Here is a 25,865-nt window from a genome sequence, read left to right on the forward strand (position 1 = left end):
GCAAGAAGAATGTCGGAAATCGGACGCGACCGGCGCGGTGCATGGCGCGCGGCGCTTGCCTGCATGGTCACCCTCGCGGTGGCGATGGGCCTGGGGCGCTTCGCCTTCACGCCCATGCTGCCCATCATGCTGCACGAAGGAAAGCTCGAGTTGGCTGCCGGCGGGGTGCTGGCGTCGCTCAACTACCTGGGCTACTTCCTCGGCGCCGTGAGCTGCGCGGCGATCGGCATCAAGGCATCGAGCATGGTGCGCGGCGGCCTGCTGGCCACGGCCGCGCTGCTGGTGGGCATGGGGCTGCTGCACAGCTTCGCGAGCTGGGGCGTGCTGCGCACGGCGGCGGGCGTGATGAGCGCCTGGGTCTTCGTCTTCGCCTCGGGCTGGGGGCTGCGCCGGCTGGCGGAGACGAATGCGCCGACGCTGGCCGGAGTGATCTATACGGGGCCGGGGATAGGCATCGCCATGACCGGGCTGCTGGGCGGTGCGCTGGGGCGGTGGGGCTCGGACGCGGGCTGGATAGGGCTGGGCATCCTCGCGGTGGTGCTGATCGCCCTGATCTGGCGGGTGTTCGACGACGGCGAAATTGCGCCGGCCGGCGGTGCGGCGGCTCCGGCGCCGGCTGCGGCGGCCCGCATTGCCGGGCCGGACGACCGCAGCGACGCGATCTGGCTGGTCGTGCTCTACGGACTGGCGGGCTTCGGCTACATCATCACGGCCACTTTCCTGCCGGTGATCGCCCGGCAAGCGCTGCCGGGGTCGTCCTGGCCGGATTTCTTCTGGCCGCTGTTCGGGGCGGCCATCATTCCGGGGGCGCTGATCGGTGCCCGTGCGCCGACGCACTGGGACAACCGGCTGCTGCTGGCCGTGGCCTATGCGCTGCAGGCGCTGGGCGTGGTGCTTTCGGTGGCGTGGCCCAGCATTCCCGGGTTCGCGCTGGGCAGCCTGCTGCTGGGCATGCCGTTCACCGCCATCACTCTTTTTGCGATGCGGGATGCGCGCCGGCTGCGCGGCAACGCGGCGGCGGGGCTGATCGGCTATGCGACGGCCTCGTACGGGGTGGGGCAGATCGTCGGGCCGCTGTTCGCCGCGCCGCTGGCGCAGCGGACCGGGTCGTTCCAATTGCCCTTGCTGGTTGCGGCGGCTGCGTTGGCGCTCGGGGCGGTGCTGTTCGCCTTCGTCTGGTTCAAATCGCGCCGCGCGGCCGTGGGGACCCCGCAATAGCGGGTCAGGGCGTTTGGGAGCCCTTCATTAATTGCGCAAATAGCATATAATTCGAGGCTCACGACCAAACGGGCGGGTACCAACCGCCCGTTTTTTTTGGTCCATCCATTCCAGGCTTTCATTCATGGCTATCTGGCATCCGTGGCGGGCGGATGGCAGGGCCGGGCATTTAAAGGCGCTTTCGAACACGTGGCATTGCAGCAAATAGTGGAACAAACCGTAGCCGGTCTCGGCTACGACCTGGTCGAGATCGAGCGTTCGGCCGGGGGATTGCTGCGCGTGACGATTGATTTGCCCTGGAAAGGCCCCAACTCCGAAGCTGCGGCCGCTGGCCTGCCGGAACCTTTCGTCACCGTCGAGGACTGCGAGAAGGTCACTCGCCAGCTGCAATTCGCGCTCGAGGTCGACGGCGTCGATTACAAGCGGCTCGAGGTGTCCTCGCCGGGTATTGACCGGCCGCTGCGCAATGAGCAGGATTTCGAGCGTTTCGTGGGCGAGGTGATCGACATCACGCTCAAGGCGCCGATGGGTGCCGCCGCGGCCGGCCAGGTGGCGGCCAACCGCAAGAAGTTTCGCGGCACGCTGGAGCGGGCCGCACAGGTAGAGGGCGCCGGCGCCCCGGGCTGGCAGATCGTCTGGAGCGATGCGCCCGAGCCCAAGCCGGGTCAAAAAGTGAGCAAGAAGCGCGCGCCCGCAACGCTGCAGGCGCTCGGCTTCGCGCTGGACGAACTGCGCGAGGCGCGGCTCGCGCCAATTGTGGATTTCAAGGGCCGCAAGGCCAGAACCCAGCCGGGTTTTTCGGATATTGACGACGGAACGCAGGTTCCGGACTGACCAGAGGAGTGGTGGCATGAATCGCGAAATGTTGATGTTGGTGGATGCGATCTCGCGCGAGAAGAACGTCGAGCGTGACGTCGTCTTCGGCGCGGTCGAGTCCGCGCTGGCGCAGGCCACCAAGAAGCTCCATCAGGGCGATGTGGACATCCGCGTCTCGGTCGATCGCGACAGCGGCGACTACGAAACCTTCCGCCGCTGGCACGTCGTGCCCGACGAGGCCGGCCTGCAGCTGCCCGACCAGGAAATCCTGCTGTTCGAAGCCAAAGAAGAAATGCCCGACATCGAGGTCGGCGAGTACATCGAGGAGGCCGTCGACTCGGTGCCCATCGGCCGCATCGGCGCCATGGCCGCCAAGCAGGTCATCCTGCAGAAGATCCGTGACGCCGAGCGCGAAATGCTGCTCAACGACTTCATGTCGCGCGGCGACAAGATCTTCGTCGGCACCGTCAAGCGCCTGGACAAGGGCGACATCATCGTCGAGGCCGGCCGCGTCGAAGGCCGTCTGCGCCGCAGCGAAATGATCGCCAAGGAGAACCTGCGCAACGGCGACCGCGTGCGCGCCATGATCATGGAGGTCGACCTGACGCTGCGCGGCGCGCCGATCATCCTGTCGCGCTCGGCGCCCGAGTTCATGATCGAGCTGTTCCGCCAGGAAGTGCCCGAGATCGAGCAGGGCCTGCTCGAAATCAAGAGCTGCGCCCGCGACCCGGGCTCGCGCGCCAAGATCGCCGTGCTCTCGCACGACAAGCGCGTCGACCCGATCGGCACCTGCGTCGGCGTGCGCGGCACCCGCGTCAACGCCGTGACCAACGAGCTCGCCGGCGAGCGCGTGGACATCGTCCTGTGGAGCGAAGACCCGGCCCAGTTCGTGATCGGTGCGCTGGCTCCGGCCAACGTGTCGTCGATCGTGGTCGACGAGGAAAAGCACGCCATGGACGTGGTGGTCGACGAGGAGAACCTCGCCATCGCCATCGGCCGCGGCGGCCAGAACGTGCGCCTGGCTTCCGACCTCACCGGCTGGAAGATCAACATCATGGACGCCAACGAGTCGGCCCAGAAGCAGGCGAGCGAAACCGACGCCAGCCGCAAGCTCTTCATGGAGAAGCTCGACGTCGACGAGGAGATCGCCGACATCCTCATCTCGGAAGGCTTCAACAGCCTCGAGGAAGTGGCCTATGTGCCGATCTCCGAGATGCTGGAGATCGAGGCCTTCGACGAAGACACCATCAACGAGCTGCGCGCGCGTGCCAAGGATGCGCTGCTGACCATGGAGATCGCCAAGGAAGAGGGCGTCGAGTCGCAGTCCGCGGTGTCGCAGGACCTGCGCGACCTCGAAGGCCTGAACCCCGAGCTGATTCCCAAGCTGCACGAAGCGGGCGTGAACACCCGTGACGACCTTGCCGACCTCGCGGTCGATGAACTCACCGAGATCACCGGCCAGAGCGCCGATGACGCCAAAGCCCTCATCTTGAAGGCCCGCGAACACTGGTTCGCCGGCCAAGAGTGACGGTCATGGAGGCACGAAACCAATATGTCCAGTACCACTGTCGCCGAGTTCGCGAACGAGCTCAAGAAGACTCCCGAAACCTTGCTTGACCAGCTCAAGAGCGCAGGCGTGCCCAAGGCTTCCGCCGCCGACGCCCTCACCGAGGCCGACAAGCAGCGCCTGCTCGGCCACCTGAAGGCCAGCCACGGCACTGTCGAGCCCGAGCGCAAGAAGATCACGCTGACCAAGAAGTCGACCAGCGAGATCAAGCAGGCCGACTCCACCGGCCGCGCCCGCACCATCCAGGTCGAGGTGCGCAAGAAGCGCACCTTCATCCAGCGCGACGACGGCCACCTGGCCGCCGCCTCCGAGACGACGCCTGCCGCCGTCGAGGCGCCCGCTGCGGCTCCCGCGGCCCCTCGCATCGACGAGGCCGAACTGGCCCGCCGCGAGGAAGAGGCACGCCGCCAGGCCGAACTGATCCGCCGCCAGGAAGAAGAGCTGGCCGAGAAGCGCCGCCAGCGCGAGGAGGCCGAGGCACGCGAACGCGAGCAGGCCGAGAAGGCTGAAAAAGCCGAGCAGGAAGCTGCGCGCGCCGCCGCCGAAGCAGCCGAGAAGAAGGCTGCCGCTGCGGCCGCGGCTGCTGCTGCCGCCGCCAAACCGGTCGCTGCCCCTGCGCCTGCGGCTGCCGCGGTCAATGCTGCCGCCGATGCTGCTGCTGCCGAAAAGGCAGCAGCCGAGCAGAAGGCCGCCCAGGCCAAGGAAGACGCGAAGGCCAAGGCCGCCGCCGAATCCAAGGCCCGCGCCGAGGAAGAAGCCGCGCGCGCCCGCGATCTGGACGAGCGCCGCCGCAAGGCCCTGGCTGAGGCCGAGGCCATCCGCGCCATGATGAACGCGCCCGCCCGCGTGCTGGTGCCGCACAAGGCGCCCGAGAAGCCGCAGGCCGAGAAGGCTGGTGGCGTCAAGGGCACGCTGCACAAGCCGACCGCTCCGGCAGCGCGCGCGGGTGCGCCCGCGGCTCCCGGCGCTGCAGCGGCTCCCGCCGCGCCCGGCAGCGGCAAGGAAGTCAAGTCCGCGAAGCTCTCGTCGAGCTGGGCTGGCGATCCGGCCAAGAAGAAGGAAATCAAGACCCGCGGCGACGCCAGCGGCGGCGTGGGCCGCAGCAACTGGCGCGGTGGCCCGCGCGGTCGCCGTGGCAACGACCGCGGAGGCCATGAAGAGCAGCACGTGCCGGCCGCACCGGTCGAGGCACGCGTGCTCGAAGTGCACGTGCCCGAAACCATCACCGTGGCCGAACTGGCGCACAAGATGGCCGTCAAGGCGCAGGAAGTCATCAAGCAGCTGATGAAGCTGGGCCAGATGGCGACCATCAACCAGTCGCTCGACCAGGACACCGCCATGATCCTGGTGGAGGAAATGGGCCACAACGCGGTGGTCGCCGCGCTGGACGACCCCGAAGCCTTCACCGACGAGGACGTGTCGGCGCAGATCGCCGAGCCGCTGCCGCGCGCTCCGGTCGTGACCGTCATGGGTCACGTCGACCACGGCAAGACCTCGCTGCTGGACTACATCCGCCGCGCCAAGGTCGCCGCGGGCGAAGCCGGCGGCATCACGCAGCACATCGGCGCCTACCACGTGGAAACCGAGCGTGGCATGGTGTCGTTCCTGGACACCCCGGGTCACGAGGCCTTCACGGCCATGCGTGCCCGCGGCGCGCAGGCCACCGACATCGTGATCCTGGTGGTGGCGGCCGACGACGGCGTCATGCCCCAGACCAAGGAAGCCATCAAGCACGCAAAGGCTGCTGGTGTGCCGATCGTGGTCGCGATCAACAAGATCGACAAGCCCGATGCCAACCTGGACCGCGTGAAGCAGGAACTGGTGGCCGAGGAAGTCGTGCCCGAGGAGTACGGCGGCGACGTTCCGTTCGTCGGCGTGTCGGCCAAGACCGGCCAGGGCATCGACGACCTGCTCGAGCAGGTCCTGCTGCAGGCCGAAGTGCTGGAACTCAAGGCGCCGGTGGATGCCGCCGCCAAGGGCCTGGTCATCGAAGCGCAGCTCGACAAGGGCCGCGGCCCGGTCGCCACCGTGCTGGTGCAGTCCGGCACGCTGAAGACCGGCGACGTGGTGCTGGCCGGCTCGACCTACGGCCGCGTGCGCGCCATGCTGGACGAGGATGGCAAGCCGACCAAGTCCGCGGGCCCGTCGATCCCGGTCGAGATCCAGGGCCTGACCGAAGTGCCGCAGGCCGGTGACGAGTTCATGGTGATGGGCGACGAGCGCCGTGCGCGCGAAATCGCCACCTACCGTGCCGGCAAGTTCCGCAACACCAAGCTGGCGAAGGCCCAGGCCGCGAACCTGCAGAACATGTTCACCGACCTGTCGGCGGGCGAAGTGCAGACGCTGCGCATCATCATCAAGGCCGACGTGCAGGGCTCGCAGGAAGCGCTGTCGCAGTCGCTGCTCAAGCTGGCGACGGACGAGGTCAAGGTGCAGGTCGTCTACGCCGGCGTTGGCGGCATCAGCGAAAGCGACATCAACCTCGCCATCGCCTCGAAGGCGGTCGTGATCGGCTTCAACGTGCGCGCCGACGCCGGTGCGCGCAAGCTGGCCGAGAGCAACGGCGTGCAGCTGAACTACTACAGCATCATTTACGACGCCGTGGACGAGATCAAGGTCGCGATGTCGGGCATGCTGGCGCCGGAGCGCCGCGAGGAAATCATCGGCTCGGCCGAAATCCGCACGGTGTTCGTTGCCTCGAAGATCGGTACGGTCGCGGGTTCGTACATCACCTCGGGTTCTGTCAACCGCAGTGCGCATTTCCGCCTGCTGCGCGACAACGTGGTGATCTACACCGGCGAGATCGACTCGCTCAAGCGCATGAAGGACGACGTGCGCGAAGTCCGCGAAGGCTTCGAGTGCGGTATCAAGCTCAAGAACTTCAACGACATCAAAGAGGGCGATCAGCTCGAATTCTTCGAGATCAAGGAGATCGCTCGCACGCTGTAAAGCGCGCCGCGATATCGGGCTCATTGCCGCGTTGCAGCCGTCTTGCCGTACTGAAGTACTGTCTGCGACGGCGCGCCTTGCACTGAGCCCGATCTCGCGACGCTAGTGATTTATCGAATGCCTAAGAAAAAAGCAGCCGCTCCCAACCGCGCCTTCAAGGTCGCCGATCAGATCCAGCGCGATCTGACGGAGTTGATCGCGCGCGAGTTGAAGGACCCGCGCGTGGGCATGGTCACGCTCCAGGCCGTCGAGGTCACGCCCGACTACGCGCACGCGAAGGTCTTCTTCAGCCTGCTCACGGGCGACGTGGCCGAAACGACCGAGGCACTGAACCAGGCCGCGGGCTTCCTGCGCAACGGCTTGTTCAAGCGCCTGCATATCCACACCGTGCCGACGCTGCACTTCGTGTTCGACCGCACCACCGAGCGTGCGGCCGACATGAACGCGCTCATCGCACAAGCCGTCGCTTCGCGCTCGAAAGACGACTAGCCATGAACGCGCCACGCACAAGGGTGCAGCGGCGCCCTGTGCATGGGGTGTTGCTGCTCGACAAGCCGCTGGGTTTCTCCAGCAACCAGGCCTTGCAGAAAGCCAAGTGGCTGCTGCGCGCCGAGAAGGCGGGCCACACGGGCACGCTCGACCCGCTGGCCACCGGCGTGCTGCCGCTGTGCTTCGGCGCCGCCACCAAGTTCAGCCAGCTGCACCTGGACGCCGACAAGACCTACGTGGCCACGGCCCGCCTTGGCGTGAAGACGTCCACCGGCGATGCCGAGGGCGAGGTTGTTTCCCGGCGTCCCGTCCATGTCACCCCTGAGGACCTGGCTCGCGTCGAGGCGCAGTTCACCGGTCCGATCCGCCAGGTGCCGCCGATGCACAGCGCGCTCAAGAAAGACGGCAAGGCGCTGTACGAGTACGCCCGCGAAGGGGTGGAGGTCGAGCGGGCGCCGCGCGACGTCGTCATCCACAAGCTCGAACTCCGGGCGATCGACGGCGACACCATCCGCATCCTCGCCTCCGTCAGCAAGGGCACCTACATCCGCACCCTCGGCGAAGACATCGGCGAGGCGCTCGGCTGCGGCGCGCACCTGAGCTCGCTGCGGCGCGTCGCGACCGGCGGCTTCGCCGAGGCCCAGTGCGTCACCATCGAGGTGCTGGAGGCCATGGACGAAGAGGAGCGTCTCGCGCAGCTCCTGCCGGCCGAATCGCTCGTGGGCGGCCACAGCCGCGTCACGCTGGGCACGGAAGATGCGGCACGCTTTCTTTCGGGCCTGCGCCGCCGCGGGGCCTGGGCCGATGCTGACGAGGTGGCCGTCTTCGGCGCCCAGCCGCCGGCTTTCCTCGGCACGGCCCACGTCAAGGCCGGCGAACTGATTCCGGGGCGCTTGCTGAACCCCATCGAAATCCAGCAAATTCTTTTGAACGCACAACAGACCGAAGCGACACCATGAGTACCAAGCAAATCCGCAATATCGCCATCATTGCCCACGTTGACCATGGCAAGACCACGATGGTCGACCAGTTGCTGCGCCAGTCGGGCACCTTCGCCGAGCACGAAAAAGTGGTCGACACCGTGATGGACAACAACGCGATCGAAAAGGAACGCGGCATCACCATCCTGGCCAAGAACTGCGCCGTGAGCTGGAAGGGCACCCACATCAACATCGTCGACACCCCCGGCCACGCGGACTTCGGCGGCGAGGTGGAGCGCGCTCTCTCGATGGTCGACGGCGTGCTGCTGCTCATCGACGCCCAGGAAGGCCCGATGCCGCAGACCCGCTTCGTGACCAAGAAGGCGCTGGCGCTGGGCCTGAAGCCCATCGTGGTGGTGAACAAGGTCGACAAGCCGGGCGCCAACCCCGACAAGGTGGTCAACGCCGCCTTCGATCTGTTCGACAAGCTCGGCGCGACCGACGAGCAGCTCGACTTCCCGGTGGTGTACGCCTCGGGCATCAACGGCTGGTCGTCGCTGGAAGAAGGCGCGCAGGGCGAGCAGTGGGGCCCCGACATGTCGGCCCTGTTCGACACCATCCTGAAGCACGTGCCCTCGCAGAAGGGCGACCCGGCCGCGCCGCTGCAGCTGCAGATTTCCGCGCTCGACTTCTCGACCTTCGTCGGCCGCATCGGCGTGGGCCGCATCAGCCAGGGCACGCTCAAGCCCATGATGGACGTGCTGGTCATGGAAGGCCCCGATGGCAAGACCATCAAGGGCCGCGTGAACCAGGTGCTGACCTTCCAGGGCCTGGACCGCGTGCAGGCCACCGAAGCCGGCCCGGGCGAGATCGTGCTGATCAACGGCATTGCCGACATCGGCATCGGCGTGACCGTCACCGACCCGGCCAACCCGGCTCCTCTGCCGATGCTGAAGGTCGACGAGCCGACGCTGACGATGAACTTCTGCGTCAACACCAGCCCGCTGGCCGGCCGCGAAGGCAAGTACGTCACCAGCCGCCAGATCTGGGACCGCCTGCAGAAGGAACTGCAGCACAACGTCGCTCTGCGCGTGAACGAGACCAGCGAAGAGGGCGTGTTCGAAGTGATGGGCCGCGGCGAACTGCACCTGACCATCCTGCTGGAGAACATGCGCCGCGAAGGCTACGAAATGGCCGTGTCCAAGCCGCGCGTGGTGTTCCGCGAAATCGACGGCGAGCGCCATGAGCCGATCGAGCTGGTGACGGCCGACATCGAGGAAGGCCACCAGGGCGGCGTGATGCAGGCACTGGGCGAGCGAAAGGGCGAACTGGTCAACATGGAACCGGACGGCCGCGGCCGCGTGCGCCTCGAATACCGCATTCCGGCGCGCGGCCTGATCGGCTTCACGAACGAGTTCCTGAACCTCACGCGCGGCTCGGGCCTCATCAGCAACATCTTCGACAGCTACGAGCCGCACAAGGGCGACATCGGCGGCCGCAAGAACGGCGTGCTGATCTCGATGGACGACGGTGAAATCTTCACCTACGCGCTGGGCAAGCTGGACGACCGCGGCCGCATGTTCGTGAAGGCGAACGACCCGGTGTACGAAGGCATGATCGTCGGCATCCACAGCCGCGACAACGACCTGGTGGTGAACGCCACGCGCACCAAGCAGCTGACGAACTTCCGCGTCTCGGGCAAGGAAGACGCGGTCAAGATCACGCCCCCGATCGAACTCACGCTCGAATACGGCGTGGAGTTCATCGAGGACGACGAGCTGGTCGAGATCACGCCCAAGAGCGTGCGCCTGCGCAAGCGCTTCCTGAAGGAGCACGAGCGCAAGCGCGCCAGCCGCGACCTGATGCAGGGCTGAGATCGAACGGCCGCTCGCAAGGCACCGTTCTTTTTCTTCTCTCTCCATGCGCCTGACGCACGGCGGCGCCGTCTGGCTGATGGTCGTCGTGACCCTGATGTGGGGCACGGCGGGCGTCGTCACGCGGCATCTGACGCAGGCGCACAGCTTCGAGATCACCTTCTGGCGCAGCCTCTTCACGACGCTGGCGCTGCTGGTGATCCTGCCGCTTTGGCGCGGACGCGCCGTGTTCTCCCAATTGCGCCGCGGCGGGCGCGAGATCTGGATCTCCGGCGTGTGCTGGGCCGTGATGTTCACGGCCTTCATGGTCGCGCTCACGCTGGCTTCGACGGCCAGCGTGCTGGTCACCATGTCGCTCGGGCCGCTGTTCACGGCGCTGGCGGCGCGATTCTTCATTGGGCACCGGCTGCCGGCGCGTACCTGGCTGGCCATCGTGGTCGCGGGGGCGGGCATCGGCTGGATGTATGGCACGCAGCTGATGGCAGGCGGTGGCGGGTCGCTGGCTGGCACGCTGCTCGCGCTGTGCGTACCGCTGGCGGGCGCGGCGAACTGGACCGTGGTTCAGCACGCTCAGGCCAAGGGCCACAAGATCGACCTGGTGCCGGCGGTGCTCACCGGCGCGGTGATCACGGCGCTCTTCACGCTCCCGTTGGCGTGGCCGTTCCGGGCCGGCGCGCATGATCTCGGGCTGCTGGCTTTCCTGGGCGTGTTCCAGCTCGCCATTCCGTGCGTGCTCTCGGTGCTGTGCGCCCAGGTGCTGAAGGCGCCCGAGGTCGCGCTGCTGGCCTTGCTGGAAGTGATCTTCGGCATCGCGCTGGCCTGGATCGGTGCAGGCGAACAACCCGCGCCAAGCGTGCTGGCCGGGGGCGCGCTGGTGATCGGCGCCCTTGTGTTCAACGAGCTGCTGGCGTTGCGCGGACGGCGCACCGCCGTTGCCGACACCGCGGTGCCGGGCGCGCACTGACTTTTTTCGCTACTGCGGCAGGCTTGGATTCGGCACGCCGATGCTGCCCATGCGCGCCTCGAGCACCTTGCGCATGAAGGTCTGGGCGAAATCGTCGCCCACGCGCCAGCCGCCGTTGTCGTCTTCCACGAAGGTGAATTCACCCTTGACCGGCAGCGAGCTGTCGCTGCCGGAAAGAGCGCTCATCAGGCTGTCGTTGTATTCGACGACCAGCGGGCAGGCGTGGCCCGTGCCGTCCCCCAGCTTTCGGCAGGGGCCGGTGGGCTCGATCTCGGCAATTGCCCGCGAACGGTTGGGGTCCTTGCGCACGAGGCCGGAGTCGGTGCGCGGGCGCATGCGCGCGGCCGAGGCCGTCCGCGCGGAGCCGAGCGGCGCCGCGCCTTCGCGGAAAGCCTTCTCCATCGCCTCGCGGCCGATGGGCTCGGCGTTGTAGAGCGGCCGGCCGTCGGCGTCGAGATTCCCGAAGCGGGCCTCGACGATGGCCACATCCGCGCCTCGCACCACCATGTCGTCGCCCTTCGGTTCGGTGGGGCCGATGGTGTAGGCCATCGGCTCCCTGCTGTCGCCCTGGGTCATGACCGCGGTGCAGCCGCGGATGCGCTCCGGCTTGCGGTAGCCGACTTCGCGCATGCCGCCGACGGTGGGCGTTTCGATCACGGCTCCCGCGTCGGGATCGAGGCGGCGCATGCGCGCGTCCATGCTCACGCGGCGCATGAGGCTGTCGAGCGTCTTCCGGGTGGACGCGGCATCGCAGGCGGGCACGCTGGCCGGAGCGAAGGCATACCAGCCGATCCCGCCGCCGATCACCGCCACCGCCACGGCGAACTTCAGCGCGCCGATGCGGCTGGTGCGTTTCTGGCGCGCCTGCCATGCCTTCACGGCCTGCTCGTCCGCCTCGATGAGTGCTTGCGCGCCGGCCACGATGCGCACGCGCTCGACGGCCGTGGCAAAGGCCGGCTCGGCTGCGACCTGGGCACGCAGGGCGTCGAAGCGCTCTCTTTCGAGCGGACCTTCCGTGGCCAGCCAGGCCAGCGTGGCGATGGGGGAGGCGGGCACGGCGCCCACGACGGGTGTTTCGATCAGCGCCATGTCGCGCGTCTCGGCGTCGATCAGGGAGTCCTTGCAGAGCGATTCGACGGCTTCGTGCGTGATTCCCTGTTCCGCTAGTTCGAAGAGGTCGTCGGCGTCGATGGCTGTGTCCGTGGCGTCGTCCCAGTGCGGGGCGTCCTCGTCGATACGGTCGACCGCGGCGTGCTGTTCTGCCTCGGTGACGAGGCCGCGCACGCGCATCCATGCCAGTGCATGGGCCGGGCTCGGCAGCGGAGGGAGTGCTGCGGTCTCGGGGTGGGCGAGCACGGCGCCGTGCTGCGCATCGCTGATCAGGCCCTGGTTCAGCAGGGCGCGGAACGCGTCCGGATTGGCGTCGGGAGTCATGCGGGGATTCTGCCGTGTGCGGCGCCGGCCCCGTACCGGGGGAACCGGCAAGAAAAACGCCGGCGGGAGCCGGCGTTTGCAAGTCGAGCCTGATGTCGATCAGGGACGGGCGATCTTCCAGGCGCCGTTCGCGAAGCCGTCGCCGGTCTTGTCGCCTGGCTTGGCGTCCTTGGCCCAGTAGTACAGCGGCCAGCCCTTGTAGGCCCACTGGCGCTTGCCGTCTTCGCGAATGATGATGGTGTAGCCACCGATGGGCTTTGCGGTGTCGGCCACGCCCAGCGGAGGCCAGTTGGCGGCGCATTGGCCGTTGCAGGCGGAGGTGCCGGCACCGGCGGTGTCCTTGGTGAAGGTGTACAGCGTCATTCCGTTCGGCCCGACCAGCACGCCGTCGGCGGTGCGGGTGGGCGTGTCGGGTGCGCTTGCGGTCTTGTTGGACATGCTGCCGCAGCCGGCAAGCAGGGCCGCCGCGAGGATCGAGGCGCTGAGCAATTTCATGCAGTTTCTCCTTCGGTTGAAAAATCGCGAAAACCAGGGCCGGTGGCGAAGCACCGGACGAGGGGGATGCGCGACCCGGCAGTTTATGCGGTCGTCAAGACAAATCGCGGTAGGCGAGGGTCGCAAGTTTGAGCAAAAGGTCGCGCGGCAGCTTGCCGGCGATGGCATAACCGAAGCCTTGGTCCACCCAGTAGAAGCTCGGCACGGGGCCTTCGGAGGCGAAGCGGAAGGCGGTCTCGTTCGTCGAAGGGGCTGTCGGCGAGGCACTGGCAGTGCGTGCGTCCAGGGTGCCGACGTAGAGCGTCACGCGTTCGCCAGTGGCATCCTCGAACATGAACTGGGCGCGCGCGCCGGTCTCGCCGGGCAGCAGGCGGCCGCCGACCAGCGTGTAGCCCTGGCTGGAGAGGTCGGGCACCTTCAGCGGGCGGTCGAGGCGTCTGGAGAGCCACTGGACCAGATGCTGCTGCTCGGATGCAGCGACCTCGACCGGGTGCCGTTTCTCGGGCGCGTAGACGGCATGGGCCACCGAGGCGTCGTGCACGAATTCGCGCAGGGCGGGTGCGCGGGCCAGCTGCGCGCCGGCGCGCGGTACAGACCACTGGGCCCATTGCGCATTCCCGATCCAGCCCGCGGCGAATGCGACCAGCAGGCCGGCAGCCAGCCCGCCCCAGCGCATCCAGGAGCCGCCTTGGCTGCGATCGAGCGCGCCCATCAGCGGCGCAGGGATCGGCGCATCGAGCAGTTCGCCGTGCAGCCGGCGCAGTGCATCGCGCTGCGAATGCCATGCCGCGACCTTGGCGGCCACAGCAGGATCGCGCGCGATCGCAGCCTCGACCGCATCGCGGCAGTCCGGGGCCAGCTGGCCGTCGACCCAGGCGTGCAGCTCGTCGTCGGTAGGGGGCGGGGCGGGGCGGTTCATGATCTTGCGGCGGCGGGTTGGTTCACTTGAGACGGCGCAGGCCGGGGCGTGCCGGAACCGACGCGCCGTCCATCAGCTCCTGCAGCCGGACGCGGGCGCGCGAGAGGCGCGACATCACCGTGCCGACCGGAACGCCGAGTACCTTGGCGACTTCGGCGTACGACAGGTCTTCGAGCGTCACCAGCAGCAGCACGGCGCGCTGCTCCTCGGGCAGCTGCATCAGGCAGCGTTGAAGGTCGAGGCCCGTGCCCTGATCGCGGCCCGGGTCGGCAAGGCCCTGCACCTCGTGCGCTACGTCGTCGAGCGGCACCACGGCGTGGGGCGGCGGCGTGCGGCGTACCTGGCTCGCGAAGATGTTGTGCATGACGGTGAAGAGCCAGGCGCGCAGGTCGCTGCCCACCACCCACAGTCGCCATTTGCCGCAGGCGCGCTCCAGCGTGTCCTGCACCAGGTCGTCGGCCGCCCAGGCATTGCCCGTGAGCGCCCGCGCGTAGCGGCGCAGGCTCGGGATGTGCTCGACGAGCAGGCGGGCGTCCATGGGGTGGCTGGCTGGTCAGGGCTTGGCGGTCTTCCAGGTGCCGTTGACGCCGTCGCCGGTCTTGTCGCCGGGCTTCGTGTCCTTGGCCCAGTAGTACAGCGGCCAGCCCTTGGCGGCCCACTGCTTCTTGCCGTCGTCGCGGGTGACGATGGTGAAGTCGCCGCTGGGCTTGTCGCCATCGGCGGCCATGAAGGGCGGCCAGTTGGTGGCGCAGCCGCCGTTGCACACCGACTTGCCGTTGCCGGCCGTGTCCTTGTCGAAGGTGTAGAGCGTCATGCCGTTCGGGCCGACGAGCGCACCGTCGGCGGGCTTGGGCTGGGCGAAGGCGGGGAGCGCGAGAACGGCGCTGAGCAGAACGGCGGAAGATGCACGGAAAGGCGACATGGAGAACTCCTTGTGTTGGCGACACCGGCGTTCCGGTGACAACCGCACAAACGCCCGCAGCCTGGCTTTTATTCCGTCGCCCCGCAAAAAAAGTTCAGCGGTTGCGGCTCTTCATCGCGCGCTCGACCTCGCGCTTGCCTTCGCGGTCCTTGATGGTGTCGCGCTTGTCGTGCTCGGCCTTGCCCTTGGCCAGCGCGATCTCGCACTTCACCTTGCCGGCCTTCCAGTGCAGGTTGAGCGGCACCAGCGTGTAGCCCTTTTGCTCGACCTTGCCGATCAGGCGGCGGATCTCGTCTTTTTTCAGCAGCAGCTTCTTGGTGCGCACCGAATCCGGGTTGACGTGGGTGGAGGCGCTCTTGAGCGGGTTGATCTGGCAGCCCAGCACGAAGAGTTCGCCGTTGCGGATCACGACGTAGCCGTCGGTGAGTTGCACCTTGCCTTCGCGCAGGGACTTGACTTCCCAGCCTTCCAGGACCATGCCGGCCTCGAAGCGCTCTTCGAAGAAATAGTTGTACGCGGCCTTCTTGTTGTCGGCGATGCGGGAGGAGGTATCTTGTTTTTTGGTGGCCATGACTCGGGAATATGGGGGCTGCATGGCTTCAATACAATCCGTCGCGCACGCTGTGCCGATTCTATGAAAACAGTCAACAAGTCCGTCCTCATCTGGTACAGCGCCGAAGAGATGTATGCGCTCGTCACCGATGTGGCCAAGTATCCGCAGTTTCTTCCGTGGTGCGACAAGTCGCGCGTCATCGAGGAAGACGAGGCCGGCATGACGGCCGAAGTCGGTCTCGCATTCGCCGGCCTGCACCAGAGCTTCACCACCCGCAACACCCATGTTCCGGGGCGTGAGGTGCAGCTGAAGCTGGTCGACGGCCCGTTCTCCAACCTCGACGGCAAATGGAAGTTCACGCCCGTGGGCGAGCAGGGCGAGCGGGCCTGCCGCGTCGAGCTGCATCTGAGCTACGGCTTCAGCAACTTCGCCCTGCAGGCGCTCGTGGGCCCCGTGTTCGACACCATCGCGTCCAGCCTGGTCGAGGCCTTCGTCAAGCGCGCCGAGCAGGTCTACGGCTCGTCCTGAGCGCGACAATGACCATCGAGGTCACACTGAGCTGCTCCCCCGCGCCCCGCGAGGTGTTCGAGCAGGTGCTGCATCTTCCTTCCGAGGCGACACTGGCCGATGCCGCGAAGGCCAGCGACCTCTCGCAGCGCTTTCCGGATCTCGATTGGCGCCACGCCATGACGCCCGGTATCTGGGGCAAGGCCGTGGACTGGGACCAGACGCTCAAGGACGGCGATCGCGTCGAGCTGTGCCGGCCGCTCACGGTCGATCCGAAAGTGGCGCGCCGGGAGCGCTTCCAGCGCCAGGGTGCGCGGGGCACCGGCCTGTTCGCGAATCGCCGCAAGGGCGGCAAGGCCGGTTATTGATCGTGTGACCGCGGCTTACTTGCAGTCGCTGTTGATCACGTCCTGGATGCGCTTCTGCTCGGCGGCGCGGGCGTTGTCATCCATGATCTCGCGCTCGCCCTTGGCGTTGACCCGCGCGAGGCGGATGCCGCTGTCGACCGTGGCCTTGCTCTGGCGGGCGAGGGCGCAGTTGTCGGCCTTGGCCTTGGCCACCTTGGCTTCTTCGGCGGCCTGCTTGGCCTTCTGCTCGGCTTCGGCTTTCTTGGTCTTTTCCTCGAGTTCCTTGTCCACGCCGGTGGGCTTCGGCGCTGCGGCGGCCTTCGGCGCGGCAGCGGGGGCCTCGGCGGTGCCTTCCGCGGCCGGTGGCGCGTCGACGTTCGGGTTGGCGGTGGAGCGCGCCGCGGGCGGCGGGCCCACGCGGCGCAGGATGTTTTTCTCGGGGACGTCGGGCGGCGGGGCCTGGTCGCTGAAGACCTTCTTGCCGTTCTTGTCGAGCCATTGCCATTGGGCGCTTGCCGACATCGGCAGCGCAACGACACATCCCAGTACCAGCCAGTGCACGAATTTCATCCCTGAAGTTTAGCCGGGCCTTACTTTTTGCAACATCCGGATAGGGTGGTTTTGCAACGTTCGTCAATCGCCCGCACCGGCAAACCCATTGGCGGCCTCGTTACAATCCTTCTTTTGGAGCCTCACCCATGCGCCTTCTCGGCAAAGCGCTGACCTTCGACGACGTGTTGTTGGTGCCAGCCTTCTCCCAGGTCCTGCCCAAGGACACCTCCCTCGCCACCAAGTTCTCCCGCAACATCACGTTGAACCTGCCGCTCGTTTCCGCGGCCATGGACACCGTGACCGAAGCCCGCCTCGCGATCGCCATCGCGCAGGAAGGCGGCATCGGGATCGTGCACAAGAACCTCACCGCGCAGCAGCAGGCCGCAGAAGTGGCCCGGGTGAAGCGCTACGAGTCGGGCGTGCTGCGCGATCCGGTCGTGATCACGCCGACGCACTCGGTGCGCCAGGTGATGGCGCTTTCGGACCAGCTCGGCATCTCGGGCTTCCCGGTGGTCGACGCCGGCAAGGTGGTCGGCATCGTCACTGGCCGCGACCTTCGCTTCGAGAGCCGTTACGACGTGCCCGTCAGCGAAATCATGACGCGCCGCGAGAAGCTCATCACCGTGCCCGACGGCACCACGCTGGCCGAGGCCAAGGCGCTGCTGAACAAGCACAAGCTCGAGCGCCTGCTCGTCATCAACGGCGACTGGGAGCTCAAGGGCCTCATCACCGTCAAGGACATCACCAAGCAGACCAGCTTCCCCAACGCCGCACGCGACGCCAACGGCCGCCTGCGCGTGGGCGCCGCGGTGGGCGTGGGTGACGGCACCGAGGAACGCGTCGAGGCACTGGTGAAGGCCGGCGTCGACGCCATCGTGGTCGACACCGCCCACGGCCACAGCGCCGGCGTGATCGAGCGCGTGCGCTGGGTCAAGAAGAACTATCCGCAGGTCGACGTGATCGGCGGCAACATCGCCACCGGCGACGCCGCCCGCGCGCTGGCCGATGCCGGCGCCGACGCGGTCAAGGTCGGCATCGGCCCCGGCTCCATCTGCACCACCCGCATCGTGGCCGGCGTGGGCGTGCCGCAGATCATGGCGGTCGACAGCGTCGCCACCGCGCTGCAGGGCACGGGCATTCCGCTGATCTCCGACGGCGGCGTGCGCTACTCGGGCGACATCGCCAAGGCCATCGCAGCCGGCGCCAGCACCGTCATGATGGGCAGCATGTTCGCCGGCACCGAAGAGGCTCCGGGCGAAATCGTGCTGTACCAGGGCCGCAGCTACAAGAGCTACCGCGGCATGGGCTCCATCGGTGCAATGCAGCAGGGCAGTGCCGACCGGTACTTCCAGGAATCGACCACCGGCAACCCCAACACCGACAAGCTGGTGCCCGAAGGCATCGAAGGCCGCGTGCCCTACAAGGGCTCGATCGTCTCGATCGTCTACCAGATGGCCGGCGGCGTGCGCGCCAGCATGGGCTACTGTGGCTGCGCGACCATCGAGGACATGCAGAACAAGGCCGAGTTCGTCGAAATTACCACGGCCGGCATTCGTGAGAGCCACGTTCACGACGTGCAGATCACGAAGGAAGCGCCGAACTACCGCGCTGATTGACCACAATCTGGCCAGACCTTGAAAGTCAGGCCAGACTGGGTTTAAAATTTGGGCCAGATTCAAATTTTCTGGCCCAAATGCAATCCATCGGCATCGCCGAAGCCAAGAACAACTTCTCCGCCCTGATCGACTCCGTCGAAAAGGGCGAGGAGGTTCGCATCACCCGCCACGGCAAGGAAGTCGTGCGCATGCTGCCGGTGCGCCGCAAGCCGGTCATCACCGACGAGCAGATCGAGCGCGAACTGGGCCAGATCGACGCGCTCCACGCCACCATCCAGCCCGGGCCGCAGCCGCGTGCCCTGCTCGACGAAGGGCGCCAGCAATGACGGCCTTCGTCATGGACGCCTCGGTCACCGCCGCCTGGCTGCTTCCCGACATGGCCAGCGAACATACCCGCAGGCTCTACGCCGCCATCCGCCGCGACGAGGTGGAGCCGCAGGCGCCCAACGTCTGGCAATGGGAGTGCGCCAACATCCTCGCCAACGGCGTGCGCAGCGGCCGCATTCCTTCGTACGCCGTCGAAGGGCTGTGGAGCGTGCTCGATGCCATCCGCCACCGCGTCGAGCTGCACGAACTCGCGCCGGCCCAGCACAAGGCCGTGCTCGCCGTGGCCATCGACGCCGGCATCTCTCTCTACGACGCGGGCTATCTCTGGCTCGCCAAGTCGCTCAATCTCCCGCTCGCCACTTTCGACGAGCAACTCATCAAGGCTGCACCCCGGGCGGGTGTGAAGCTGTTCGACATTTCAACGCTCTGAGTCCTTTCGCCATGCAACACGACAAGATCCTCATCCTCGACTTCGGCTCGCAGGTCACGCAGCTCATCGCACGTCGCGTGCGCGAAGCGCACGTGCTGAGCGAAGTGCATCCCTGCGACGTCACCGACGAATGGGTGCGTGCATACGCGGCCGACGGCCACCTCAAGGGCGTGATCCTCTCGGGCAGCCACGCCAGCGTTTACGAGGAAACCACCGACAAGGCCCCGCAGGCCGTGTTCGACCTCGGCGTGCCCGTGCTCGGCATCTGCTACGGCATGCAGACCATGGCGCACCAGCTCGGCGGCAAGGTCGAAGGCGGCCACAAGCGCGAGTTCGGCTTCGCGGCCGTGCGCGCCCACGGCCACACCGCGCTGCTGAAGGACATCGCCGACTTCACCACGCCTGAAGGCCACGGCATGCTCAACGTGTGGATGAGCCACGGCGACAAGGTCACCGAACTGCCGCCGGGCTTCAAGCTCATGGCCAGCACCGACAGCTGCCCCATCGCCGGCATGGCCGACGAGGCGCGCCGCTACTACGCGGTGCAGTTCCACCCCGAAGTCACGCACACCATGCAGGGCAAGGCGATCCTCGAGCGCTTCGTGCTCGGCATCTGCGGCGCGAAGCCCGACTGGGTCATGCGCGACCACATCGCCGAAGCCGTCGAGAAGATCCGCGAGCAGGTGGGTGACGAGGAAGTCATCCTCGGTCTCTCGGGTGGCGTCGATTCGAGCGTGGCAGCCGCGCTCATCCATCGCGCCATTGGCGACCAGCTGACCTGCGTGTTCGTCGACCACGGCCTGCTGCGCCTGAACGAGGGCGACATGGTCATGGAGATGTTCGAAGGCAAGCTGCACGCGAAGGTGATCCGCGTCGACGCCAGCGATCTCTTCCTCGGCAAGCTGGCCGGCGTGAGCGACCCCGAAGCCAAGCGCAAGATCATCGGCGGCGAGTTCGTCACCGTGTTCAAGCAGGAAGCCGCGAAGCTCAAGGCCGGCGACGGAGGCCACAAGGGCGCGACCTTCCTGGCGCAGGGCACCATCTACCCCGACGTCATCGAGTCGGGCGGCGCCAAGAGCAAGAAGGCCGTCACCATCAAGAGCCACCACAACGTGGGCGGCCTGCCCGAACAGCTGGGCCTCAAGCTGCTCGAGCCGCTGCGCGACCTGTTCAAGGACGAAGTGCGCGAACTCGGCGTAGCCCTCGGCCTGCCGCCCGAGATGGTGTATCGCCACCCGTTCCCCGGCCCCGGCCTGGGCGTGCGCATCCTCGGCGAAGTGAAGAAGGAATACGCCGACCTGCTGCGCCGCGCCGACGCGATCTTCATCGAGGAACTGCGCAACTTCACCGACGAGGCCACCGGCAAGACCTGGTACGACCTCACCAGCCAGGCCTTCACCGTGTTCCTGCCCGTGAAGAGCGTTGGCGTGATGGGCGATGGCCGCACCTACGACTACGTGGTCGCACTGCGCGCCGTGCAGACCAGCGACTTCATGACCGCCGACTGGGCCGAGCTGCCGTACGCGCTGCTGAAGAAGGTGTCGGGCCGCATCATCAACGAGGTGCGCGGCATCAATCGCGTGACCTACGACGTGTCGAGCAAGCCGCCGGCGACGATCGAGTGGGAGTGATGAACGGCGCGACGCGGCCCCGCTGATGCGAGGCCGCGTCGATCAAGTGCAGAAAGAGGCGGTGCTCAGAAGCTCGCCTTCAAACCCACCGTCACCATCCCGCCCTTCGCCTGCTTCGACAGCTTGCCGAAGTAGTCGTAGTCCGCGGTGACAGACAGGTTCTGCGTCATGCGGTACTCGGCGCCAAAGCCGGCCATCATGCCGGTCGAGCTGCCCGAGATGCGCTGACCGGGCAGCACCCAGTTGTTGTCGCCGGAGATGCGTCCGCGCGCGATGCCGAGGCGGCCGTTGAGCGCGAAGGATTCGCCCAGTGGCAGGCGGGCGGTAGCGGCCGCGTAGAAGACCTGGCCGGTGCCGGACTGCAGGCGGGAGTAGGCGCCGTTCGAGCTCCACTGGCTCACGCGGCCGAGGCGCGCATAGCCGGCTTCGACGCCGAAGGTTTCGGTGAAGCGATAGCCGCCATATAGCTTGTAGGCCGTGCCGCTCTTGCTGCTCTTCTCGCCGCCCCACGGCACGGGCACGCGGTTGGAAGACGAGAGGCTGTAGCTCGAACGGCCGATGGCGCCGCCCACATAGATTCCGCTGTCCTGGTTGGGGCCGGCGGCGCTCGCGGCCATCGAGGCGGTGCCGAGCAGAAGGGCTGTTGCGAGGACGGTGCAGGCTTGCGTTTTCGTCAAGATGAAGTTCCTGGTTGGATGGTTGATTGAGATCGATCGACAGGTGGCTTCCGTGCATTGACTGCTGCAGTGCCACCAGCGTGAGACGATTCTCGAAACGCAGCCTGAAGGAGTGCTTGGCGCTTGCTGAAGAGCTGATGAAGGGCGCATGCCATGGGCGATGATCGAGGCATGTCAGATCAGCTTCTTCTTCCCGGTATCGAGCCTCCGCCCAAACCCTTGCCACGCCCTCGGGGCAAGGCGCGCAGCAGCAAGGCTCCGGCGCCGGAGCACTCTCTCTTCTTCGCAATTCTTCCGGGCCCGCAGGATGCCGCTTCGATCGCCGCGCTGGGCGAACGCATGAACTCGCAGCACGCACTGAAAGGAACATTGGTCGCGGCGCATCGCCTGCACGTCACGCTCTTCGATCTGGGCGAGTACGCGGAGGTGCCGGCCGACAAGGTCGCATTGGTCATGAAGGCAGCCGCCTCGGTGCCGCCTCCCGCGTTCGACATCGTCTTCGAGAAGGCGATGAGCTTCGCCAAGGGCGCGCTCGCGCTGTGCTCCGATGACGAGGTGGGCATCTCCGCACTCAAGGCCTTCAGGCAGCGCCTGGGCGAGGCACTCGCCGATGCGGGCCTGAAGCCCGCGCGCTCCTTCACGCCGCACATGACGCTGGCCTACGCGCGGCGCAAGCTCGAAAGGCATGCGCTCGAAGCGCCGGTTCGGTGGTCGGCTGGCTCTTTGGTGCTGATCGACAGCCATGTGGGCGAGGGCGTGCACGAAGTGCTGGGCCGCTGGCCAGATGCGGCCTGAAAAGATGGCGCCCCCGTCTTCTGTTCTGCCTCGCATCGGCGGCTTCTGTATCTGTTTCATCGCTCAGGCGCTGACGACAATGGCATTCCCTTTCACGGAATCGACATGACAGCAGAAATGACCCGGGACCAGATCGCCGACCAGATTGCCGCCGAGCTGGGGCACAGCTTCGAGGGCGAGATCATTGCCGGCGGTCACTACGTGCCGCTGGTGCGCGACGGCCGCACGATCTATCTCAGCGGCCAGGTGCCGCGCGTGGGCACCACGGTGGTGGTCACGGGCCGTGTAGGCGATGCGGTGTCGCTGGACAAGGCGCGCGAGGGCGCGCAGATCTGCGCATTGCGCAGCCTCGCGCTGCTGCGGCGCGCGCTCGGTTCGCTCGATGCGGTGGAAAAGGTTTTGCGCGTCGGCGTGTTCGTGCAGTGCACGGCCGATTTCACGCAACAAAGCGAAGTGGCCGACGCCGCCTCCGACCTGCTGCACCGCGTGTTCGGCGAGGTCGGCGTGCACGTGCGCACGGCGGTCGGCGTCTACGCGCTGCCGAAGAACGCGACCGTCGAAGTCGAGATGACGGTCGCCGCGAAGCAGAACATCGGCTAGCGCGGCGCCAGGGCCAGGATGTCGCGCGCCAGCTGCGCGATCGTCAGCGGCGCGCAGCCTTCGGCGTTGTTGCTCACGGTGACGAAGGCGTTCTGGCCCGCGCGGGTGGTGCCCGCGATCACCTTGGCGAGCGCGGCGCGCGTCTCCGGATCGGGGTCGACGATCTTGTCGAAGGGGCCGTAGAGCTTTTCCGCGTCTTCGTACCCGAAACGGCCATGGCGCCGGTGCAGGTTCCAGCGGCACACCAGCGGGCCGGGCCACATGGCGCGCAGCATCGGCAACTGTTCTTCGATGGGCGGCATCTTGGCGTGCAGGCCCATGCAGAAGGTGGCGCCCACGCTGCGCAGCATTTCGGCAAAGGCGGGGTTCAGCAGCTGCGGATCGCGCACCTCGACGGCGATCGCCGCGTCGGGCGCGGTCGATGAGATGTCGGGCAGCGATTCGAGCATCGCCGCGATGCGCGCCAGCAGTGCGGGCTGGTCGGCCAGGATGTGCCCCGGAATAGGGCTCAGCTGGAACACCAGCACGCCGATGCGATGGCCCAGGCCCTCGAGCGCGGGCTGCACGAATTCCTGCCGCGCGATCTCGCTGCTGAGGAACACCGGGTTGGCCTGCATGCCGCGGCCGCTTTCGTCGCGCACTGTCGCATCGGTCACGAGGCTGGGCGCCTTCACCATGAAGCGGAAGTCGTCCGGCACCATGGCCGCGTAGCGTGCGTACTGGCTGGCGGTGAGGGCGCGATAGAAGTTGCGGTCCACGCTCACGGTGCGGAACAGCGGATGCTTGGCAAGCGCAGAGAGACCGTTCTTCGAGAGCACCGTCTCGGCGTATTCGCCATCCCAGACAAGATTGGCCCAGCCGGGGTAGCTCCATGACGAGGTTCCGAGCCGCAGAGCAGGCGGCAACGCGGCGGCCAGCTCGACGAGTTCGGGATCGGTGGGCGCGGGCTCGACCGTGGCGGCGCGCGGCTTCTTCTTCGCGGTCGGCTCGGCAGGCGGCGGCGCGGCCGAAGGAGCGCCTTCGGGGCGCGGAAGATCGGGAAAGAGGGAATCCTGTACGTCGGCCATGGCTGGTGCCGCATTTTCGGCCAAGAGCAAAGCCGCCTTGCCGCACCGGGCACAATCCGCGCCATGAAACAGTGGTTGCGCGCGCAAGGTGGTTGGTGGCTGGCATGGCTGGCCCTCACCGCCGTGGGCGCTGTATGGATCGCGCGCGCCGAGCTCGCGCAGATGCAGCAGTACTTCGAGACCGACGTGCGCATCGCGCACCGCCTCATGAGCCAGCAGATGGTGCAGTACGACGCCGTGCTGGCCACGCTCGCGCTGCTGGAGCCGAGCACCGGAGCGGACCATCCCGAGCAGCGCCTGCCTTCCGTGTACTCGTCGATCCTGCGCGTGCAGCGGCGCGACCGGGACCAGCCCTGGCCAGACAGCGCGCGCGCTGGCGCACTGGACGCGGCCGAGGCGCGCTCGCGCAGCCTTCAGCGCGCCGAGCTGGCCACGCTCGATCTGGCACATGGCCGCTACACGCTGGTCATCGGCGCCAACCCGTTCAGCTATGCGCTCGATATCGATCTTGCCGGCTCAGTGCCCTGGCGCGATTGGCCGATGAACCCGCAGCGCAGCCCGGTGCGGCTGAGCCTGCAGCGCGACGGCCAGCAGCTGGTGCTGCAGCCTGGTGTGCAATCCGCGAGCCCGGAGAGAGGATGGCGTTTCGGCCTGAGCAAGGCACTGGCCTCGCCGAGCCAGCCCTTCGATCTGGTGGCCGAGCGGCAGGTGGGCTGGGGCGAGCTGCCGTGGCGCGCGATCGCCGGTTGGGCCCTGGCGATGGCGATGTTGCTGGCAGGCCTGTGGGCCGCGCAGCGCCAGCGCGTCGAGCGGAGGCGCGCCGAAGAGTTGCTGCGCCTCGGACAGGTCGCGCGCCTCAACGCGCTGGGCGAACTGTCGGCCGGCCTTGCGCACGAGCTCAACCAGCCGCTGACGGCAGTGCTCGCCAATGCGCAGGCCGCGCGCCGCCTGCTCGACGACGAGCCGCCCGACCTGGCGACCGCGCGCGACGCGATGGGGCAGGCGGTCGAGCAGGCCCGCCGCGCGGCCGGCGTGGTGGGGCGGCTGCGACGCGTCATCGAACGGCCCGAAGCTGGCGGTGACACCAAGCCGCTGGTGCTGCAGGAGGTGGTGCGCAGCGCCATGCACCTGCTGGCGCCCGAGTTCGCGAAGCACGACGTCGCCGCGCAGTTCGATGCCAGCGCGCAAGCGCCGGTGCGCGTGCAAGCCGAGGCAGTGGCGCTGGAGCAGATCGTGCACAACCTGCTGATGAACGCCCTGCAGGCTCTGGAGCTGGTGCCGGCCGCAGAGCGGCGGCTCGTGGTGTCCGTCGGCCGCAACGGGCAGGAGGGCGTGCTGACCGTGACCGACAACGGACGCGGCATAGCCCGCGAAGCCCTGCCGCGCCTCTTCGAACCCTTCTTCAGCACACGCGAGGGCGGGCTGGGCCTCGGCCTGAGCCTCAGCGAGACGCTGGCCGGCGGCATGGGCGGCAGCCTGGGCGCGGGTAATGTCCAGCCGCGCGGCGCGCGCTTCACGCTGCTGCTGCCACTCGTCGCGCCATCGCCATGAATACCTCGAACACCCATCCGCCGCAGTCCCCGCTGGTCCACCTGATCGACGACGACCAGGCGGTGCGCGACGGCCTCTCGCTGCTGATCGGCACGGTCGGGCTGCGCGTGCAGGCCTGGGCCGATCCGCAGGCTTTCATCGACGGGTTCGACCGCGCGAGCGTCGGCGCCATCGTGCTGGACGTGCGCATGCCCGGCATCAGCGGGCTCACCGTGCTCGACCGGCTGGTGGCGCAGGGCGTGGACCAGCCGGTGATCATGCTGACCGGCCACGGCACGGTCGAGATGTGCCGCCGTGCCTTCAAGGCCGGCGCGGCCGAGTTCCTCGAGAAGCCGGTGGACGACGAGCAGCTGCTCGAGGCGCTGCAGCAGGCGGTGCGCCAGCATGTGCGCTCCCGCGAGCGTTCGCAGGCCGACAATGCCGCGCGCGAGCGGGTGGCGCAGCTGTCGGAGCGCGAGCGCGAGGTGCTGGCCTTCATCGTGCAGGGGCTCACCAACAAGGAGATCGCGCGCACGCTGGCGCTGTCGCCGCGCACGGTCGAGACGCATCGCGCGAACCTGTTCGCCAAGCTCGACTGCGATTCGCTCGCGCAGCTGATCCGGCGCTATGCGGTGCTGGTGGACGGGGAGGGCGCTCCGTAGAACT

Annotated in this window: 27 protein-coding genes; 18 read left to right on the plus strand and 9 right to left on the minus strand. The window is 67.5% G+C overall.

What is annotated here, in order from left to right:
* The first annotated feature begins 9 nt into the window (after positions 1-9).
* The 8 genes from ABL838_RS14695 to ABL838_RS14730 all read left to right on the plus strand — a co-directional run bounded on the left by ABL838_RS14695 (position 10) and on the right by ABL838_RS14730 (position 10,797).
* Complete coding sequence (locus tag ABL838_RS14695) at positions 10-1,218, plus strand: YbfB/YjiJ family MFS transporter (RefSeq protein ID WP_126019524.1); 1,209 nt, start codon at positions 10-12, stop codon at positions 1,216-1,218.
* 189 nt (positions 1,219-1,407) lie between these two features.
* Positions 1,408-2,052 (plus strand): ribosome maturation factor RimP, encoded by a 645-nt coding sequence (rimP, locus tag ABL838_RS14700; protein ID WP_418120472.1) that lies wholly within the window; start codon positions 1,408-1,410, stop codon positions 2,050-2,052.
* Positions 2,053-2,068: 16 nt separating this feature from the next.
* On the plus strand, positions 2,069-3,562 hold the full coding sequence (gene nusA / locus ABL838_RS14705; protein ID WP_184638110.1) for a transcription termination factor NusA: 1,494 nt from the start codon (positions 2,069-2,071) through the stop codon (positions 3,560-3,562).
* A 24-nt stretch (positions 3,563-3,586) separates the two neighbouring features.
* Complete coding sequence (gene infB, locus ABL838_RS14710) at positions 3,587-6,550, plus strand: translation initiation factor IF-2 (protein WP_184638108.1); 2,964 nt, start codon at positions 3,587-3,589, stop codon at positions 6,548-6,550.
* A gap of 117 nt (positions 6,551-6,667) precedes the next feature.
* Positions 6,668-7,039, plus strand: coding sequence for a 30S ribosome-binding factor RbfA (gene rbfA, locus ABL838_RS14715; RefSeq protein ID WP_019652808.1), 372 nt, complete (start codon positions 6,668-6,670; stop codon positions 7,037-7,039).
* A gap of 2 nt (positions 7,040-7,041) precedes the next feature.
* Entirely contained in the window at positions 7,042-7,998 is a 957-nt protein-coding gene (truB, locus tag ABL838_RS14720) for a tRNA pseudouridine(55) synthase TruB (RefSeq protein WP_418125743.1), read from the plus strand.
* Positions 7,995-9,833: a translational GTPase TypA gene (typA, locus tag ABL838_RS14725; RefSeq protein WP_126019534.1), complete on the plus strand. Its 1,839-nt coding sequence runs from the start codon at positions 7,995-7,997 to the stop codon at positions 9,831-9,833. The genes truB and typA overlap by 4 nt, the downstream gene beginning before the upstream one ends.
* Before the next feature lie 46 nt (positions 9,834-9,879).
* Positions 9,880-10,797 (plus strand): DMT family transporter, encoded by a 918-nt coding sequence (locus tag ABL838_RS14730; protein ID WP_418125744.1) that lies wholly within the window; start codon positions 9,880-9,882, stop codon positions 10,795-10,797.
* Positions 10,798-10,806: 9 nt separating this feature from the next.
* Here the strand turns inward: ABL838_RS14730 and ABL838_RS14735 are convergent, their stop codons facing one another.
* From ABL838_RS14735 to smpB, 6 genes are all read right to left on the minus strand, one after another.
* Positions 10,807-12,231: a hypothetical protein gene (locus tag ABL838_RS14735; protein WP_418125745.1), complete on the minus strand. Its 1,425-nt coding sequence runs from the start codon at positions 12,229-12,231 to the stop codon at positions 10,807-10,809.
* A gap of 99 nt (positions 12,232-12,330) precedes the next feature.
* Complete coding sequence (locus ABL838_RS14740; RefSeq protein WP_126019540.1) at positions 12,331-12,726, minus strand: ATP-binding protein; 396 nt, start codon at positions 12,724-12,726, stop codon at positions 12,331-12,333.
* A gap of 94 nt (positions 12,727-12,820) precedes the next feature.
* On the minus strand, positions 12,821-13,645 hold the full coding sequence (locus tag ABL838_RS14745; protein ID WP_418125746.1) for an anti-sigma factor family protein: 825 nt from the start codon (positions 13,643-13,645) through the stop codon (positions 12,821-12,823).
* Between the two features lie 22 nt (positions 13,646-13,667).
* Complete coding sequence (locus tag ABL838_RS14750) at positions 13,668-14,183, minus strand: RNA polymerase sigma factor (protein ID WP_418125747.1); 516 nt, start codon at positions 14,181-14,183, stop codon at positions 13,668-13,670.
* Positions 14,184-14,198: 15 nt separating this feature from the next.
* Positions 14,199-14,567 (minus strand): hypothetical protein, encoded by a 369-nt coding sequence (locus tag ABL838_RS14755; RefSeq protein ID WP_418125748.1) that lies wholly within the window; start codon positions 14,565-14,567, stop codon positions 14,199-14,201.
* A 94-nt stretch (positions 14,568-14,661) separates the two neighbouring features.
* Positions 14,662-15,138: an SsrA-binding protein SmpB gene (gene smpB / locus ABL838_RS14760; protein ID WP_176663953.1), complete on the minus strand. Its 477-nt coding sequence runs from the start codon at positions 15,136-15,138 to the stop codon at positions 14,662-14,664.
* A gap of 63 nt (positions 15,139-15,201) precedes the next feature.
* On the opposite strand from smpB, the gene ABL838_RS14765 reads away from it, so the two are divergent.
* Both ABL838_RS14765 and ABL838_RS14770 read left to right on the plus strand, forming a co-directional pair.
* Complete coding sequence (locus ABL838_RS14765; protein WP_126019549.1) at positions 15,202-15,648, plus strand: type II toxin-antitoxin system RatA family toxin; 447 nt, start codon at positions 15,202-15,204, stop codon at positions 15,646-15,648.
* A gap of 8 nt (positions 15,649-15,656) precedes the next feature.
* Complete coding sequence (locus tag ABL838_RS14770) at positions 15,657-15,995, plus strand: RnfH family protein (RefSeq protein WP_126019551.1); 339 nt, start codon at positions 15,657-15,659, stop codon at positions 15,993-15,995.
* A gap of 15 nt (positions 15,996-16,010) precedes the next feature.
* Here the strand turns inward: ABL838_RS14770 and ABL838_RS14775 are convergent, their stop codons facing one another.
* Positions 16,011-16,544 (minus strand): DUF4124 domain-containing protein, encoded by a 534-nt coding sequence (locus ABL838_RS14775; protein WP_126019553.1) that lies wholly within the window; start codon positions 16,542-16,544, stop codon positions 16,011-16,013.
* 128 nt (positions 16,545-16,672) lie between these two features.
* On the opposite strand from ABL838_RS14775, the gene guaB reads away from it, so the two are divergent.
* From guaB to guaA, 4 genes are all read left to right on the plus strand, one after another.
* Positions 16,673-18,142, plus strand: coding sequence for an IMP dehydrogenase (gene guaB, locus ABL838_RS14780; RefSeq protein ID WP_126019555.1), 1,470 nt, complete (start codon positions 16,673-16,675; stop codon positions 18,140-18,142).
* 77 nt (positions 18,143-18,219) lie between these two features.
* Positions 18,220-18,468: a type II toxin-antitoxin system Phd/YefM family antitoxin gene (locus tag ABL838_RS14785; RefSeq protein ID WP_093195299.1), complete on the plus strand. Its 249-nt coding sequence runs from the start codon at positions 18,220-18,222 to the stop codon at positions 18,466-18,468.
* Positions 18,465-18,899 carry a type II toxin-antitoxin system VapC family toxin gene (locus tag ABL838_RS14790; protein WP_418125749.1) on the plus strand — a complete coding sequence of 145 codons (435 nt, stop codon included), beginning with the start codon at positions 18,465-18,467 and terminating at the stop codon, positions 18,897-18,899. The genes ABL838_RS14785 and ABL838_RS14790 overlap by 4 nt, the downstream gene beginning before the upstream one ends.
* 11 nt (positions 18,900-18,910) lie before the next feature.
* Positions 18,911-20,530, plus strand: coding sequence for a glutamine-hydrolyzing GMP synthase (gene guaA / locus ABL838_RS14795; RefSeq protein ID WP_418125750.1), 1,620 nt, complete (start codon positions 18,911-18,913; stop codon positions 20,528-20,530).
* A 65-nt stretch (positions 20,531-20,595) separates the two neighbouring features.
* Here guaA and ABL838_RS14800 read toward each other — a convergent pair whose 3' ends face one another.
* The gene (locus ABL838_RS14800) at positions 20,596-21,207 is read right to left on the minus strand and encodes a porin family protein (RefSeq protein ID WP_418125751.1); all 612 of its coding nucleotides are present in this window, start codon (positions 21,205-21,207) and stop codon (positions 20,596-20,598) included.
* A 219-nt stretch (positions 21,208-21,426) separates the two neighbouring features.
* Here ABL838_RS14800 and ABL838_RS14805 point away from each other — a divergent pair, with 219 nt between their 5' ends.
* Both ABL838_RS14805 and ABL838_RS14810 read left to right on the plus strand, forming a co-directional pair.
* Positions 21,427-22,002 carry a 2'-5' RNA ligase family protein gene (locus ABL838_RS14805; protein ID WP_418125752.1) on the plus strand — a complete coding sequence of 192 codons (576 nt, stop codon included), beginning with the start codon at positions 21,427-21,429 and terminating at the stop codon, positions 22,000-22,002.
* Positions 22,003-22,107: 105 nt separating this feature from the next.
* Complete coding sequence (locus ABL838_RS14810; RefSeq protein ID WP_418125753.1) at positions 22,108-22,602, plus strand: RidA family protein; 495 nt, start codon at positions 22,108-22,110, stop codon at positions 22,600-22,602.
* Here ABL838_RS14810 and ABL838_RS14815 read toward each other — a convergent pair.
* A complete protein-coding gene (locus tag ABL838_RS14815; RefSeq protein ID WP_418125754.1) occupies positions 22,599-23,669 on the minus strand; it encodes a DUF72 domain-containing protein in 1,071 nt (356 codons plus the stop codon). The genes ABL838_RS14810 and ABL838_RS14815 overlap by 4 nt on opposite strands.
* A 63-nt stretch (positions 23,670-23,732) precedes the next feature.
* Between ABL838_RS14815 and ABL838_RS14820 the strand changes: the two genes are divergently transcribed.
* On the plus strand, positions 23,733-25,220 hold the full coding sequence (locus ABL838_RS14820) for a sensor histidine kinase (RefSeq protein ID WP_418125755.1): 1,488 nt from the start codon (positions 23,733-23,735) through the stop codon (positions 25,218-25,220).
* Positions 25,217-25,861 (plus strand): response regulator transcription factor, encoded by a 645-nt coding sequence (locus tag ABL838_RS14825; protein WP_301510812.1) that lies wholly within the window; start codon positions 25,217-25,219, stop codon positions 25,859-25,861. Before ABL838_RS14820 ends, ABL838_RS14825 begins: the two co-directional genes overlap by 4 nt.
* The last annotated feature ends 4 nt before the right edge of the window (positions 25,862-25,865 follow it).

This window comes from Variovorax sp. 160MFSha2.1, assembly GCF_048305075.1.
GTDB classification, from domain to species: Bacteria; Pseudomonadota; Gammaproteobacteria; order Burkholderiales; family Burkholderiaceae_C; genus Variovorax; species Variovorax guangxiensis.

What these genes read in the sequence shown, in the direction of transcription:
- smpB (WP_176663953.1), bottom strand. Translation starts at nt 15,138, where the DNA reads ATGGCCACCAAAAAACAAGATACCTCCTCCCGCATCGCCGACAACAAG.
- ABL838_RS14695 (WP_126019524.1), top strand. Translation starts at nt 10, where the DNA reads ATGTCGGAAATCGGACGCGACCGGCGCGGTGCATGGCGCGCGGCGCTT.
- ABL838_RS14755 (WP_418125748.1), bottom strand. Translation starts at nt 14,567, where the DNA reads ATGTCGCCTTTCCGTGCATCTTCCGCCGTTCTGCTCAGCGCCGTTCTC.
- ABL838_RS14790 (WP_418125749.1), top strand. Translation starts at nt 18,465, where the DNA reads ATGACGGCCTTCGTCATGGACGCCTCGGTCACCGCCGCCTGGCTGCTT.
- ABL838_RS14745 (WP_418125746.1), bottom strand. Translation starts at nt 13,645, where the DNA reads ATGAACCGCCCCGCCCCGCCCCCTACCGACGACGAGCTGCACGCCTGG.
- ABL838_RS14820 (WP_418125755.1), top strand. Translation starts at nt 23,733, where the DNA reads ATGAAACAGTGGTTGCGCGCGCAAGGTGGTTGGTGGCTGGCATGGCTG.
- guaB (WP_126019555.1), top strand. Translation starts at nt 16,673, where the DNA reads ATGCGCCTTCTCGGCAAAGCGCTGACCTTCGACGACGTGTTGTTGGTG.
- infB (WP_184638108.1), top strand. Translation starts at nt 3,587, where the DNA reads ATGTCCAGTACCACTGTCGCCGAGTTCGCGAACGAGCTCAAGAAGACT.
- rbfA (WP_019652808.1), top strand. Translation starts at nt 6,668, where the DNA reads ATGCCTAAGAAAAAAGCAGCCGCTCCCAACCGCGCCTTCAAGGTCGCC.
- ABL838_RS14815 (WP_418125754.1), bottom strand. Translation starts at nt 23,669, where the DNA reads ATGGCCGACGTACAGGATTCCCTCTTTCCCGATCTTCCGCGCCCCGAA.
- typA (WP_126019534.1), top strand. Translation starts at nt 7,995, where the DNA reads ATGAGTACCAAGCAAATCCGCAATATCGCCATCATTGCCCACGTTGAC.
- ABL838_RS14825 (WP_301510812.1), top strand. Translation starts at nt 25,217, where the DNA reads ATGAATACCTCGAACACCCATCCGCCGCAGTCCCCGCTGGTCCACCTG.
- ABL838_RS14750 (WP_418125747.1), bottom strand. Translation starts at nt 14,183, where the DNA reads ATGGACGCCCGCCTGCTCGTCGAGCACATCCCGAGCCTGCGCCGCTAC.
- ABL838_RS14785 (WP_093195299.1), top strand. Translation starts at nt 18,220, where the DNA reads ATGCAATCCATCGGCATCGCCGAAGCCAAGAACAACTTCTCCGCCCTG.
- ABL838_RS14775 (WP_126019553.1), bottom strand. Translation starts at nt 16,544, where the DNA reads ATGAAATTCGTGCACTGGCTGGTACTGGGATGTGTCGTTGCGCTGCCG.
- nusA (WP_184638110.1), top strand. Translation starts at nt 2,069, where the DNA reads ATGAATCGCGAAATGTTGATGTTGGTGGATGCGATCTCGCGCGAGAAG.
- ABL838_RS14765 (WP_126019549.1), top strand. Translation starts at nt 15,202, where the DNA reads ATGAAAACAGTCAACAAGTCCGTCCTCATCTGGTACAGCGCCGAAGAG.
- truB (WP_418125743.1), top strand. Translation starts at nt 7,042, where the DNA reads ATGAACGCGCCACGCACAAGGGTGCAGCGGCGCCCTGTGCATGGGGTG.
- ABL838_RS14735 (WP_418125745.1), bottom strand. Translation starts at nt 12,231, where the DNA reads ATGACTCCCGACGCCAATCCGGACGCGTTCCGCGCCCTGCTGAACCAG.
- guaA (WP_418125750.1), top strand. Translation starts at nt 18,911, where the DNA reads ATGCAACACGACAAGATCCTCATCCTCGACTTCGGCTCGCAGGTCACG.
- ABL838_RS14810 (WP_418125753.1), top strand. Translation starts at nt 22,108, where the DNA reads ATGACAGCAGAAATGACCCGGGACCAGATCGCCGACCAGATTGCCGCC.
- ABL838_RS14770 (WP_126019551.1), top strand. Translation starts at nt 15,657, where the DNA reads ATGACCATCGAGGTCACACTGAGCTGCTCCCCCGCGCCCCGCGAGGTG.
- ABL838_RS14740 (WP_126019540.1), bottom strand. Translation starts at nt 12,726, where the DNA reads ATGAAATTGCTCAGCGCCTCGATCCTCGCGGCGGCCCTGCTTGCCGGC.
- ABL838_RS14730 (WP_418125744.1), top strand. Translation starts at nt 9,880, where the DNA reads ATGCGCCTGACGCACGGCGGCGCCGTCTGGCTGATGGTCGTCGTGACC.